The organism is Nocardioides sp. CPCC 206348 (assembly GCF_048654705.1).
Classification (GTDB): domain Bacteria; phylum Actinomycetota; class Actinomycetes; order Propionibacteriales; family Nocardioidaceae; genus Nocardioides.
On record NZ_JBMCZA010000163.1, the window covers coordinates 15356 to 27950 of the forward strand.

At 70.4% G+C, this 12595-nt stretch carries 11 protein-coding genes and 1 pseudogene; 7 read left to right on the forward strand and 5 right to left on the reverse strand.

The window, feature by feature from the left end; genetic code table 11:
* From ACOADB_RS12480 to ACOADB_RS12490, 3 genes are all read left to right on the forward strand, one after another.
* Positions 1-1048, forward strand: a 1048-nt coding sequence (locus tag ACOADB_RS12480; RefSeq protein WP_378598817.1) for a PLP-dependent aminotransferase family protein, incomplete at its 5' end; no start/stop codon positions are given.
* Entirely contained in the window at positions 1045-1674 is a 630-nt protein-coding gene (locus tag ACOADB_RS12485; protein ID WP_378598820.1) for an AAA family ATPase, read from the forward strand. The genes ACOADB_RS12480 and ACOADB_RS12485, both read left to right, overlap by 4 nt.
* Positions 1658-2185, forward strand: coding sequence for a hypothetical protein (locus ACOADB_RS12490; RefSeq protein WP_378598823.1), 528 nt, complete (start codon positions 1658-1660; stop codon positions 2183-2185). Before ACOADB_RS12485 ends, ACOADB_RS12490 begins: the two co-directional genes overlap by 17 nt.
* A 3-nt stretch (positions 2186-2188) precedes the next feature.
* On the opposite strand, the gene ACOADB_RS12495 is transcribed toward ACOADB_RS12490, so the two are convergent.
* The 3 genes from ACOADB_RS12495 to ACOADB_RS12505 are packed head-to-tail and all read right to left on the reverse strand — an operon-like array spanning position 2189 to position 4960.
* Positions 2189-3262, reverse strand: a complete 1074-nt coding sequence (locus tag ACOADB_RS12495; protein ID WP_378598826.1) for an adenosine deaminase — start codon at positions 3260-3262, stop codon at positions 2189-2191.
* A 9-nt stretch (positions 3263-3271) separates the two neighbouring features.
* On the reverse strand, positions 3272-4561 hold the full coding sequence (locus ACOADB_RS12500; RefSeq protein ID WP_378598828.1) for a thymidine phosphorylase: 1290 nt from the start codon (positions 4559-4561) through the stop codon (positions 3272-3274).
* A gap of 9 nt (positions 4562-4570) precedes the next feature.
* Positions 4571-4960 carry a cytidine deaminase gene (locus ACOADB_RS12505; protein ID WP_378598830.1) on the reverse strand — a complete coding sequence of 130 codons (390 nt, stop codon included), beginning with the start codon at positions 4958-4960 and terminating at the stop codon, positions 4571-4573.
* Positions 4961-5164: 204 nt separating this feature from the next.
* Between ACOADB_RS12505 and ACOADB_RS12510 the strand changes: the two genes are divergently transcribed.
* The 4 genes from ACOADB_RS12510 to ACOADB_RS12525 all read left to right on the forward strand — a co-directional run bounded on the left by ACOADB_RS12510 (position 5165) and on the right by ACOADB_RS12525 (position 10491).
* The gene (locus ACOADB_RS12510; protein ID WP_378598832.1) at positions 5165-6247 is read left to right on the forward strand and encodes a BMP family lipoprotein; all 1083 of its coding nucleotides are present in this window, start codon (positions 5165-5167) and stop codon (positions 6245-6247) included.
* Between the two features lie 133 nt (positions 6248-6380).
* The gene (locus ACOADB_RS12515; RefSeq protein WP_378598835.1) at positions 6381-7895 is read left to right on the forward strand and encodes an ABC transporter ATP-binding protein; all 1515 of its coding nucleotides are present in this window, start codon (positions 6381-6383) and stop codon (positions 7893-7895) included.
* Entirely contained in the window at positions 7892-9205 is a 1314-nt protein-coding gene (locus tag ACOADB_RS12520; RefSeq protein ID WP_378598838.1) for an ABC transporter permease, read from the forward strand. The genes ACOADB_RS12515 and ACOADB_RS12520 overlap by 4 nt, the downstream gene beginning before the upstream one ends.
* Positions 9202-10491, forward strand: coding sequence for an ABC transporter permease (locus tag ACOADB_RS12525; RefSeq protein WP_378598841.1), 1290 nt, complete (start codon positions 9202-9204; stop codon positions 10489-10491). Before ACOADB_RS12520 ends, ACOADB_RS12525 begins: the two co-directional genes overlap by 4 nt.
* Before the next feature lie 48 nt (positions 10492-10539).
* Here ACOADB_RS12525 and ACOADB_RS12530 read toward each other — a convergent pair whose 3' ends face one another.
* Positions 10540-11736 carry an amidohydrolase gene (locus ACOADB_RS12530; RefSeq protein ID WP_378598844.1) on the reverse strand — a complete coding sequence of 399 codons (1197 nt, stop codon included), beginning with the start codon at positions 11734-11736 and terminating at the stop codon, positions 10540-10542.
* Positions 11737-11755: 19 nt separating this feature from the next.
* Positions 11756-12595, reverse strand: a pseudogene (gene meaB, locus ACOADB_RS12535) (methylmalonyl Co-A mutase-associated GTPase MeaB); the annotation flags it as partial.

The window sequence follows — 12595 nt, forward strand, 5'->3', positions numbered from 1 at the left end:
CCCGTGGATCGACCCGCGCTACACCACGCTCTGGCGCCGGGCCTGGCGCGACGTGTCGACCGCCCGCCCGCCGGCGGGGTACGACGACCCGCGCGGACTGCCCGAGCTCCGCACCGAGATCGCCGCCCGGCTGGGCCGGATCCGAGGCCTGGACTGCGATCCGGACGAGGTCCTGGTGACCGCAGGAACCACCGACGGCCTGCGCCACCTCCTCGGCGTCCTCCCTCCCGGCCCCGTCACCGTCGACGACCCGGGGTACCGCGCCGCCGTCACCACGATCCGCCTGGCAGGGCGCGAGGTCGTCGACCTGCCGGCACTCGGGCCGCCACCCGACGCAACCACGCTCTCGACCTGCGCCGGCGCCTACGTCACTCCGGCCCACCAGCATCCCCTCGGCCCGACCATGTCGGGGTCCGCACGCCTCGCCCTCCTCGACGCGAGCCGCGCGAGCGGAGCCCTGGTCATCGAGGACGACTACGACTCCGAGTTCCGCTACGACGTCGCGCCCGTGCCCGCCCTCGCGTCCCTCGACCGCACGCGGGTCGCCTATCTCGGCACCGCCAGCAAGACGGTCGCGCCGAGCATGCGGCTCGGCTGGATGGTCCCGCCGCCCGCACTCCTCGACCCGCTCAACCAGATGCGCGCCATCACCCACGACACCGCGTCCTGGCCGGTCCAGCGCGCCTACCTCTCCCTGCTCCGCGACGGGTACGTCGACAAGGTGGTCCGGTCTGCCCGTCGCACCTATGCGGAGCGGAGCGAGCGGGTCGCCGCCGCACTGGCGCCGTACTCCCGGACCACCGGGCCGATCGCCGGCATGTACGCCACCCTCGAGCTCCCGCGGGCCCAGGCCCAGGCTGCCCACGCCTCGGCCCGCACGAAGGGCTACGACGTCCCCCTGCTCGCCGACTACTGCCGGTCCACCACCCGGCACGGCCTGGTGATCGGGTTCGGCGGGTGCACCGACGCCCAGCTGGACGAGGCACTCGCCGCCATCGTGCGCGGACTGCGCGGACGGGACGAAATGCGGCAGACTCGACTCCCATGACCGCGCGTGTGATCGTCCTCGCCGGCCCCTCGGGATCGGGAAAGTCGCGGCTGGCGGAGCGCCTGGAGAAGGCGCACGGCTGGCCGACCCTGCGGCTCGACGACTTCTACCGTGACGGCGACGAGCCGGACCTGCCGCAGATCACCGAGGGCGCCAACGCCGGCCTCGTCGACTGGGACCACCCGGGGACCTGGCACCGCGACGACGCACTCACTGCCCTGCGCGAGCTCTGCACGAACGGCGCGACCGAGGTCCCGATCTACTCGATCTCCGAGAGCAGGCGGACCGGCACCCAGCGCCTGGACCTGAACGGCGCCACGCGGTTCTGCGCCGAGGGCATCTTCGCGGCCGAGGTGGTCGAGGAGTGCCGTCGCTCGGGCATGCTCGAGGCGGCGTACTGCATCACCCAGCACCCGGCCGTCACCTTCTGGCGGCGGCTGACCCGCGACCTCCACGAACACCGCAAGCCACCGCTGGTCCTGCTCCGTCGTGGCCTGGCTCTCGCCCGCGCCCAGCGGCAGGTCGTCCGACGCGCGGTCGCTGCCGGCTGCCGCGTGGCCACGGGCGACCGCGCGTTCGCCGACCTGCGCGACCCGGAGGGCGACGACCATGCGCTGGCCAGCTGACCTCGACCCGTCCACCCTCAAGCAGCCCGATCCGCGCAGCTGCGGCGCCGCCAGCGCCCTTGCTGCCAGGGCGATCCTGACCGAGTGGCGACCGGCCGCCGGCGAGGGGGCCGCAGCCGAGATCAAGGACGAGCACCGGGTCCTCACGTCCGCGACCAGCGCACGTGACCGCTTCCAGATGCCGTGGCCGCGCGCCCTCGGCACGCCGCCGTGGGCGATCGTGAACCTGCTGCGCGTCCTGACCGGCCAGCACGTCGCCACCGTGTTCGCGCGACCGCGCCCTGCGATCGCCTACGAGGTCGTGCGCGAGCAGCTCGCCACCCGCCCCGTCGCGGTCTACATCGGCAGCCGCTGGCTGCCCCGCCACGTCATCCTCGCCGTCGCCGTGCTGGACGGCGCGATCCAGGTGTTCGACCCTGCCCGCGGGCGGCTGGTCCGCGTGACCGAGGAGGAATGGGCCGGCAACCACATCGGCGTCGCCGGGTGGAGCCACGTCTGGTTCGTGGCCTGAGCGTCAGCGCTGCGCGGCGTACCAGGGCTTGATGGTCTCGGTGATCAGCCGGTACCGCTCGTCGTACGGGATGAAGGCGGACTTCATCGCGTTGACGGTCAGCCACTCCATCTCGGCCAGCCCGTAGCCGAAGGTCTCGGCCAGCAGCCCGAACTCCTGGCTGAGCGACGTACGGCTCATCAACCGGTTGTCGGTGTTGACCGTGACCCGGAACCGCAGCGCGGCGAGCAACCTGATCGGGTGCTCGGCCAGCGACGCGGTCGCGCCGGTCTGCACGTTCGACGACGGGCACATCTCGAGCGGGATCCGCTTGTCACGGACGTACGACGCCAGCCGGCCCAGCACGGGCGTCCCGTCGTCCTCGAACGAGATGTCTTCGACGATCCGCACGCCGTGGCCGAGCCGATCGGCGCCGCACCACTGCACGGCTTCCCAGATCGACGGCAGGCCGAAGCCCTCGCCGGCGTGGATGGTGAAGTGCGAGTTCTCGCGCTGGAGGTACTCGAACGCGTCGATGAACCGGGTGGGCGGGAAGCCCGCTTCCGGACCGGCGATGTCGAAGCCCGCGACGCCGCGGTCGCGCCACTGGATGGCGAGCTCGGCGATCTCCATGGCGCGCGCGGCCTGCCGCATGGCGGTGAGCAGGTGGCGGACGATGATCGTCCCGCCGGCCGCGGCCATGCCCTCCTCGACCCCCTTCTGCACGGCCGCGACCACGTCGGCCAGGTCGAGCCCGGCCTCGACGTGGAGCTCGGGCGCGTAGCGGATCTCGGCGTAGACGACGCCGTCCGCGGCGAGGTCCTCGACGCACTCGCGGGCGACCCGGGTCAGTGCGTCGGCCGTCTGCATCACCCCGACCGTGTGCGCGAAGGTCTCGAGGTACCGCTCCAGGGAACCCGAGTCAGCGGCCTCGGCGAACCAGGCCGCGAGCGCCTCGGCGTCGGACTCCGGCAGCTCGTGGCCGACCTCGGAGGCGAGCTCGAGGATCGTCGCGGGTCGCAGCCCACCGTCGAGGTGGTCGTGCAGGAGCACCTTGGGAGCCGCCCGCAGCAGCTCGGTCGTCAGTTCACTCGCCATGATTCATTCCTACCCGATGCGGTCGATCACGAGGGGCCGGGCGTCGTAGGACGTCCCGGGAGCCGCGATGTCGTACCCGCCCTCGAGGGAGGCCAACGCCCGCTCGAAGCGTTCCGGGGTGTCGGTGAGCAGCGTGAAGAGCGGTGCCCCGGCCACCACCTCGTCGCCCGGCCGCGCATGCCAGACGACACCGGCCCCGGCCTGCACGGGGTCCTCCTTGCGCGCCCGGCCGGCGCCCAGGCGCCAGGCGGCGAGGCCGACGGCCATCGCGTCGAGCCGGGTCAGCACGCCGTCGGCAGGAGCCGTGACCACGTGCGACTCGCGGGCCACCGGCAGGGCCGCAGCAGGGTCGCCGCCCTGCGCGCTGATCATCTGCCGCCACGCATCCATCGCGGACCCGTCGGCCAGCTTCGCCGCCGGGTCGATGTCAGGGCGACCGGCTGCGGTGAGCATCTCGCGGGCAAGCGCCACGGTGAGCTCGACGACGTCGGCCGGGCCGCCGCCGGCGAGCACCTCGACCGACTCGGTGACCTCGATCGCGTTGCCGGCGGTGAAGCCGAGCGGCGTGTCCATGTCGGTGAGCAGCGCGACGGTGTTCACGCCGGCGTCCTTGCCCAGGGCCACCATCACCTCGGCCAGCTCGCGGGCGCGATCCTCCGACTTCATGAAGGCGCCGCTGCCGACCTTCACGTCGAGGACCAGCGCGCCCGTGCCCTCGGCGATCTTCTTGCTCATGATCGACGACGCGATGAGCGGGATCGCCTCGACGGTGCCGGTCACGTCGCGCAGGGCGTAGAGCTTCTTGTCAGCGGGCGCGAGGCCGTCACCCGCCGCACAGATGACCGCGCCGACGTCCTCGAGCTGCGTGAGCATCTCCTCGTTGGAGAGCAGCGCGCGCCAGCCGGGGATCGACTCGAGCTTGTCGAGCGTGCCGCCCGTGTGGCCGAGCCCGCGACCCGACAGCTGCGGGACCGCTACCCCGCACGCCGCCACCAGCGGGGCGAGCGGCAGCGTGATCTTGTCGCCCACACCGCCGGTCGAGTGCTTGTCGGCGGTGGGCCGCGACAGGGAGGAGAAGTCCATCCGCTCGCCGGAAGCGATCATCGCCGCCGTCCAGTCGGCGATCTCGCGACGATCCATGCCGTTGAGCAGGATGGCCATCGCGAGCGACGACATCTGTTCGTCGGCGACCGCGCCGCGGGTGTACGCATCGACCATCCAGTCGATCTGACTGGTGGTGAGCGTGCCGCCGTCGCGCTTGGCGATGATGACTTCGACGGCGTCGTGGTTTCCGGCCATGCCCGAACCCTACGGTCGGATCAAGTTCGCCGGGCCGAACGCCTGCGGCAGCACCTGCTCCATCGTGAGCACGCCCTCCGGGGTGAGCACCTCGAGCGGCGCTCCGCCTGCTTCCCACAGCAGCTGGCGGCAGCGCCCGCACGGCATGATCACCTCGCCGGAGCCGTTGACGCAGACGAAGTGGGTGAGCCGCCCACCCCCGGTCGCGTGCAGCTGGGACACCAGTCCGCACTCAGCGCACAGCGTGACGCCGTACGCGGCGTTCTCGACGTTGCACCCGACGAGCAGCCGCCCGTCGTCCGCCAGCGCGGCCGCGCCGACGTGATAGCCGGAGTACGGCGCGTAGGCGTGCGCCGAGATCTCGATCGCAGCGGCTTGCAGGGCGTCCCAGTCGACCACCCGGCCAACCTAGCGCCCTGCCTGTCACCGGCACGAGGATCTTCGGTCGCGCCCCCGGAGCACCACAAGAAATGGTCCCAAGTTGGTAACCGTTTCATCCAAGGTGCTTCCCGCGGAGCGGGCGGTGGGTGAGGATGCACCGGAGCACCACACCCGTACATCACTGACCTGCCCCAGCGGCGGGCGTCGACCTGGAGGACATTTGTGAAGACCTGGAAGAGGACGTCGGCGGCCGCAGCCGTGGCACTCATGGCGAGCGCGGCCCTGGCCGCATGCGGCGACGCACCCGACGAGAAGGCCGACGAGAAGAGCGACTTCCTCCCCTGCATCCTTTCCGACGCGGGCGGCTTCAACGACAAGTCGTTCAACCAGCTGAGCTACGAGGGCGTGAAGGACGCGGCCAAGGAGCTGAACAGCGAGTACAAGGAATTCGAGTCCAAGAACGAGAACGACTACGCCGGTGCTCTCGACGGTTTCGTCACCGCGGGCTGCAACGCGATCGTGACGGTCGGCTTCGCCCTCTCCGCTGCCACCGTGGAGTCCGCGAAGGCCAACCCGGAGATCGAGTACATCCTCATCGATGACGCGGCCGACAACGACTTCAACGGCACGAAGGACGCCGACAACATCAAGCCGATCCTGTACGACACGGCGCAGGCGGCGTTCCTCGCCGGCTACGCGGCCGCTGACTACACGAAGACGGGCGTCGTCGGCACCTACGGCGGCCAGCCGTTCCCGACCGTGACGATCTTCATGGACGGCTTCAAGCAGGGCGTGGAGTACTACGCCAAGGAGAAGGGCAAGGACGTCAAGCTCGTCGGCTGGGAGGGCAACGACAAGGGCGTCTTCACCGGTGGCTTCGACGCCAACGAGAAGGCGACCAACACCGCCAAGCAGATCCTCGACCAGAACGCCGACATCATCCTGCCGGTCGGTGGTCCGATCTACCAGGGCGCGCTGACCGCGATCGCCGACTCGGGCAAGGACATCGCCCTCGTCGGCGTGGACGCCGACTTCTTCGAGACCGACCCGAAGACGGCCGACGTCATCTTCACGTCGATCCTCAAGAACATGAAGACGTCCACGTTCGAAGCGGTCGTCGCCGCCGGTGAGGACAAGTTCGACGCCGAGGCGTACGTCGGCACGCTCGAGAACGACGGAGTCGGCATCGCGCCGTTCCACAACTTCGAGAGCAAGATCTCCGACACGCTCGCCGGCGAGCTCGACACCGTGAAGGCCGGCATCATCGACGGCTCCATCCCGGTCACGTCGTACCTCAACAAGTAGCACCACGTAACACCGCACGACAGGCTCCAGGGGAGGTCGGCCACAGGGCCGGCCTCCCCCGGTCTGTTTCCTCGCCCACAGATTCATGGCGAGTTCACTGGTATCTGTTCGCCCGCTCGGTAAGGATCCGTTCATGACGCTTGAACTGCGGGGCATCACGAAGCGATTCGGCCCCCTGGTTGCCAACGACCGGATCTCGCTCACCGTCGAGGAAGGTGAGATCCACGCGCTCCTCGGGGAGAACGGCGCCGGCAAGTCGACCTTGATGAACGTGCTCTACGGCCTCTACCAGGCCGACGAGGGCGAGATCATGCTCGACGGTGTGCCGATGACGTTCGCCGGTCCCGGTGACGCGATGGCTGCCGGCATCGGCATGGTCCACCAGCACTTCATGCTCATCCCTGTCTTCACGGTCGCCGAGAACGTCATGCTCGGCAACGAGTCCACCGGCTTCGCCGGCTCGCTCGACATCGACGCGGCCCGCGAACGGGTGCGTGAGATCTCCGCACGGTTCGGTTTCGACGTCGACCCCGACGCGCTCATCGAGACACTGCCCGTCGGCGTCCAGCAGCGGGTGGAGATCATCAAGGCCCTCTCGCGCGACGCGCGGGTCCTCGTGTTCGACGAGCCGACCGCCGTCCTCACGCCGCAGGAGACCGACGAGCTGATGGCGATCATGCGCCAGCTCAAGGAATCCGGCACCTCGATCGTCTTCATCAGCCACAAGCTCCGCGAGGTCCGCGCGATCGCCGACCGGATCACCGTGATCCGCCGCGGCGCGGTCGTCGGCGAGGCCAGCCCCACCGCGACCAACGCCGAGCTGGCCGCCCTCATGGTGGGCCGCCCGGTCGAGCTCACCGTGCACAAGGACCCCGCCAAGCCCGGCGCCGACGCCCTGGTCGTCAAGGACCTCCAGGTCATCGACGCCACGGGGCACATCCACCTCGACAGCATCAGCTTCTCCATCGCCACGGGCGAGGTGCTCGGCGTCGCCGGGGTCCAGGGCAACGGGCAGACCGAGCTCACCGAGGCGCTGCTCGGCCTGCAGTCCCACGTCAAGGGATCCATCGAGCTCGACGGCCACCAGCTGGCCGGCAAGTCGGTCCGCAAGGTGCTCGACGCCGGTGTCGGCTTCATTCCCGAGGACCGCCAGGTCGACGGCCTCGTCAGCGACTTCACGCTCTCCGAGAACCTCATGCTCAACCGCAGCCACGGCAAGCCGTTCGTCCGCTTCGGAACGATCCGCCGCAAGATCCTCGAGACCTTCGCCAGCGAGAAGCTGGTCGAGTACGACGTCCGGGCGAGTGGCATCGACGCGACTGCCGGACAGCTCTCCGGCGGCAACCAGCAGAAGGTCGTCGTGGCGCGCGAGCTGTCGCGCGACCTGCGCCTGCTGGTGGCCGCGCAGCCGACCCGCGGTGTCGACGTCGGCTCCATCGAGTTCATCCACAAGCAGGTCGTCGCGACCCGCGACGCCGGCGTCCCCGTCCTGCTGGTCTCCACCGAGCTCGACGAGATCGCTGCCCTGTCGGACCGGATCATGGTCCTGTACCGCGGAAAGGTCATCGGCATCGTGCCCGCAGACACCCCCAGGGAGACCCTCGGCCTGATGATGGCCGGCGAGCGGCCCGAAGGGATCGTGGCATGAGGCGCGGGAAGAAGGGCGTGCCGGAGAACCCGGAGCCGGAGAAGTCCGAGGTGCCCAAGGCGCCGGAGCCCCCAGCGGCCCCCGAACCTGCGGGCGTCGAGGTCGAGGTGCCGGAGGACGACGTGCCCGGGAAGGAAGCGGGCTCTCCCAGCCAGTGGCAGGGCGTGCTCCGCGAGATCGCCACGGGCCACGCCCTGGTCTCGGTGCTCTCCGTCCTGCTCGCGGTGCTGGTCGGATCGCTGATGATCCTGGTGACCGACCCGGACGTCCGCGCCGCCGCGGGCTACATCGGCGCGCGGCCCGGTGACTTCTTCTCCGCGGTCGAGGAGGCCATCTCCGGTGCCTACGGCGCGCTGTTCCGCGGCGCGATCTACAACTCCGACGCGGAGCTGTTCGAGACCCGGATCCGGCCGATCACCGAGACGCTCAAGTACTCCGGTCCGCTGATCCTCGCCGGCCTCGGCGTCGGACTGGCGTTCCGCGCCGGCCTGTTCAACATCGGCGGGCGTGGCCAGATGCTGCTCGCCGGTGCCGCCGCGGGCTGGGTCGCCGTCAGCGTCGACCTGCCGCTGGTGCTGCACCTGCCGCTGGCGGTCCTCGCCGGTGCCCTCGCCGGCGCCCTGTGGGCCGGTATCGCCGGTGTGCTCAAGGCGAAGAGCGGCGCCCACGAGGTGATCGTCACGATCATGCTCAACTACGTCGGCTACTACCTCGTCTTCTACGCCCTGTCCCAGCAGAGCTGGCTCCAGGCGCCGGGCTCGGGCAACCCGAAGTCCGAGGCGATGCCGGAGTCGGCGATCCTGCCGAAGCTCCTCGGCGACAAGTTCAACCTGCACCTCGGGTTCGTCATGGCCCTGGTGGCCGTGGTGTTCGTCTGGTGGTTGCTCAACAAGTCCGCGATGGGCTTCCGCTTCCGCGCCGTCGGCGAGAACCCGGACGCCGCGCAGGCATCGGGCATCAACGTCGGACGCACCTACATCTCGGTGATGCTGATCGCCGGTGGCCTCGTCGGGCTCGCGGGCGTCAACCAGATCCTCGGCACCGCCACCAGCGGCGTGACGGTGGACCTCGACGCCGGCATCGGCTTCGACGCCATCACCGTCGCGCTGCTCGGTCGCTCCCGGCCGCTCGGCATCCTCGCCGCGGGCATCCTGTTCGGTGCCCTCAAGGCCGGCGGCTTCGCCATGTCGGCGTCCGAGGGGATCCCGATCGAGATCGTGCTGGTGGTCCAGTCCCTGATCGTCCTCTTCATCGCCGCGCCGCCACTGGTGCGAGCGCTGTTCCGGCTTCCGAAGGAGGCGACCGCATGAGCACCCCGGTCAAGGTTCCGGTGCCGATCGACGACGACATCCCCGTCGCCACGAGCATGCGGGGCGCGCTCAAGGCCCCGATCGTCCTCGGCGTCGTCACGATGCTGGTCTCGCTCCTCGTCGCCCTCAAGTCGCGGCAGGGCGACACGACGTTCCGCCTCGCCACCGACACCGACCTCTTCGAACTGCCCGAGATCACCGTCCCCTCGACGCCCTCGGTCACCACGATCGTCATCCTGCTCGCGCTGTGCACCGTCGCGTCCGCGTTCCTGGTGAGCCGCGGTCGTCGTACTCCCCTGTGGCTGGTGGCGCTGTTCTCGGTGCTCGCGATGACCGGCTTCCTGTGCTGGGCCGCGGCGGGTGCCGCGGTACCGGTGATCGGCCTGCTCGGCGGCTCCATCGCGCTCGCCGTGCCCCTCGTGTTCGGCGCCCTCGGCGGTGTCCTCGGCGAACGGGCCGGCGTCGTCAACATCGCCATCGACGGCCAGCTGCTGTTCGGCGCGTTCGCCGCGGCCATGTTCGGCACTATCGTCGGATCCCCGTGGGGCGGCCTGGTCGCGGCGATGTGCGCCGGTGCCCTGGTCGCGCTGGTCCTGAGCTTCTTCGCGATCACGTACTTCGTCGACCAGGTGATCGTGGGCGTGGTGCTCAACGTGCTGGTGATCGGCCTGACCAGCTTCCTGTTCGGCCAGATCCTCGCCGAGAACACCGAGGGCCTGAACAGCCCGCCGCACTTCGAGCGGATCCCCATCCCGCTGCTCGGCGAGATCCCCGTCATCGGGCCGGTGCTGTTCCGCCAGACGATCCTCGTCTACCTGATGTACTTCGCGGTCTTCGCGGTGGCCTGGGCGCTCTACCGCACCCGGTGGGGCCTGCGGGTCCGCGCCGTCGGCGAGCACCCGAAGGCGGCCGACACCGTCGGCATCAAGGTCAACCGGACCCGCTACACCACGATGATCATCGCCGGCCTGATCGCCGGCGCGGGCGGTGCGACGTACACGCTGGTCTCGGTCCCGCAGTTCGGCGAGGAGATGACCGACGGTGCCGGATACATCGCGCTCGCGGCCGTGATCTTCGGTCGCTGGGACCCGGTCCGTGCGACCCTCGCAGCGCTGCTGTTCGGCTTCGCGACGAACCTGTCGGGGGTGCTGTCGGTGATCGGTTCGCCGGTGCCGAGCCAGTTCATGCTGATGCTGCCGTACGTCGTCACCATCATCGCCGTCGCCGGACTCGTCGGGCACTCGCGGGCACCTGCCGCCGACGGAATCCCCTACCGGAAGGGCTAAGCCGCTGGTCGAGGAGGTTGCGCAGCAACCGTCTCGAGCCCCGTCCTTCTAGCGCGAGCCGAGCGCGTTGATGGCCACCCCGGCCATCATCCGCGCACCGAAGCCGACCGCCTGCTCGTCCACCAGGAAGTCACCCTGGTGGAGGTCGTAGCGTGCGCCACCCGGCGTGCGGGTGCCGAGGCGGAACATCGCGCCCGGGACCTGCTCGAGGTACCACCCGAAGTCCTCGCCGCCGAGGCTCTGCTCGACCTCCTTGCGGTGATGGAGGCCGAGGAGCTCGTCGGCGGCCGAGGCGATCATCGCGACGCTGAGGCGGTCGTTGACGACCGGCGGGACGCCCTGCAGGTAGTCGACGGTGGCGGTGACGCCGTAGGGGCGCACGATGTCGATGACCGCCTCACGGACCACCGCCTCGCACGAGGCCCAGGCCTCCGCCTCGAGGATCCGGACGGTGCCGCTGGCCATGCCGTGGTCGGGGATGACGTTCGGTGCCGACCCCGCCTGCAGCACGCCCCACACGACGCTGACGCCGGCGCGGGGATCCATCCGACGGCTCAGGACCGCAGGGAGCTCGCTGGCGACCTTGGCCAGCGCGAAGGTCAGGTCACCGGTCAGGTGGGGACGGGAGGTGTGCCCACCGTTTCCTTCGAGGCGTACGTCGATCCGGTCGGCCGCGCTGGTGATCGGGCCCGTGCGCAGGCCGATGGCGCCGACGTCCACCGACGGATCGCAGTGCAGGGCGAAGATCCGGTCCACGTCCTCGAGCGCGCCGTGGTTGATCAGGTGCTTGGCACCGCCGGGCATGACCTCCTCGGCCGGCTGGAACAGGAGGCGCACCTGGCCACGCAGCAAACCCTGCTGGTGCACCTCGCCGAGCGCGTGGGCGGCGCCGACGAGCGCTGCCGTGTGGACGTCGTGGCCGCACGCATGGGCCACGCCCTCGTTCTCGCTGCGCCAGCTCTCGGTGGTCAGGTCCCCGACCGGGAGGGCGTCGAGGTCCGCCCGCAACGCGACCCGGGGACCGCCGACGCCGATGTCGGCGAGGATCCCGCTGCGCGGCATCCGGGTGACCCGCCAGCCCGACCGGAGGAGGTGCTCCCCCACGACGTCCATCGTGCGTCCCTCGTGCCACGACAGCTCCGGGTGCTGGTGGAGATCGCGACGCAACGCGACCAGCTCGCCGTCGTACTTCTCGACGACGGAGGCGGCAAGCGCCAGCAGGTCGGAGGTGTTGCGTGATTCCACGAAGCCAAACCTACGCCGTCTACTCGGTGTCGTAGGCGGCGAGCAGACGATCGGCCGCGAGCGGCGCGGTCAGGTCACCCGCGAGCACGGCCGTGCGGACCTCGTCCTGCACCGCCCGGACCGCCTTGCTGTGACGCAGCCGCTGGGCGAGCTCGTCGCGCACCAGCGCCCAGGTGAACTCCAGCTGCTGCTCGGCCCGCTTGCGTGCGAGGCCCTCGACACCGAGGTGCTCGCGGTGCAGCTGGACCTGGTCCCACACCTCGTCGACGCGGGTGCCGGTCAGGCCGGAGCAGGTGACGACGGGCGGCGCCCACTCCCCGTGTCCGCGGACCAGGCGCAGCGCGCCCGCCAGCTCACGCGCGGCTCCGCGGGCCTCCATCTCGCGGTCACCGTCGGCCTTGTTGACCGCGATGACGTCCGCGAGCTCGAGGATGCCCTTCTTGATGCCCTGGAGCTGGTCGCCCGTGCGCGCGAGCGTGAGGAACAGGAACGTGTCGACCATCCCCGCGACGGTCACCTCGGACTGGCCGACACCGACGGTCTCGACCAGCACGACGTCGTACCCGGCGGCCTCGAGGACGGCCATGGACTGCGTCGTGGCCCGGGCCACCCCGCCGAGCGTGCCGGCCGACGGCGACGGCCGGATGAAGGCGTTCGGATCCGCCGAGAGCTGGGACATCCGGGTCTTGTCGCCCAGCACCGAGCCACCGGTCCGGACGCTCGACGGGTCCACCGCCAGTACGCCGACCTTGTGGCCGGCTGCGGTCAGCTGACTGCCGAGCGCCTCGATGAACGTGGACTTGCCGACACCCGGGACCCCCGAGATCCCGACCCTGATCGCCGAGTTGGGGTTTGTCAC

Bases quoted from the DNA above. Each gene is read 5' to 3' on its own strand.
- ACOADB_RS12520 (WP_378598838.1), top strand. From the start codon at position 7,892: ATGAGGCGCGGGAAGAAGGGCGTGCCGGAGAACCCGGAGCCGGAGAAG.
- ACOADB_RS12495 (WP_378598826.1), bottom strand. From the start codon at position 3,262: ATGGCGAGTGAACTGACGACCGAGCTGCTGCGGGCGGCTCCCAAGGTG.
- ACOADB_RS12515 (WP_378598835.1), top strand. From the start codon at position 6,381: ATGACGCTTGAACTGCGGGGCATCACGAAGCGATTCGGCCCCCTGGTT.
- ACOADB_RS12490 (WP_378598823.1), top strand. From the start codon at position 1,658: ATGCGCTGGCCAGCTGACCTCGACCCGTCCACCCTCAAGCAGCCCGAT.
- ACOADB_RS12485 (WP_378598820.1), top strand. From the start codon at position 1,045: ATGACCGCGCGTGTGATCGTCCTCGCCGGCCCCTCGGGATCGGGAAAG.
- ACOADB_RS12500 (WP_378598828.1), bottom strand. From the start codon at position 4,561: ATGGCCGGAAACCACGACGCCGTCGAAGTCATCATCGCCAAGCGCGAC.
- ACOADB_RS12525 (WP_378598841.1), top strand. From the start codon at position 9,202: ATGAGCACCCCGGTCAAGGTTCCGGTGCCGATCGACGACGACATCCCC.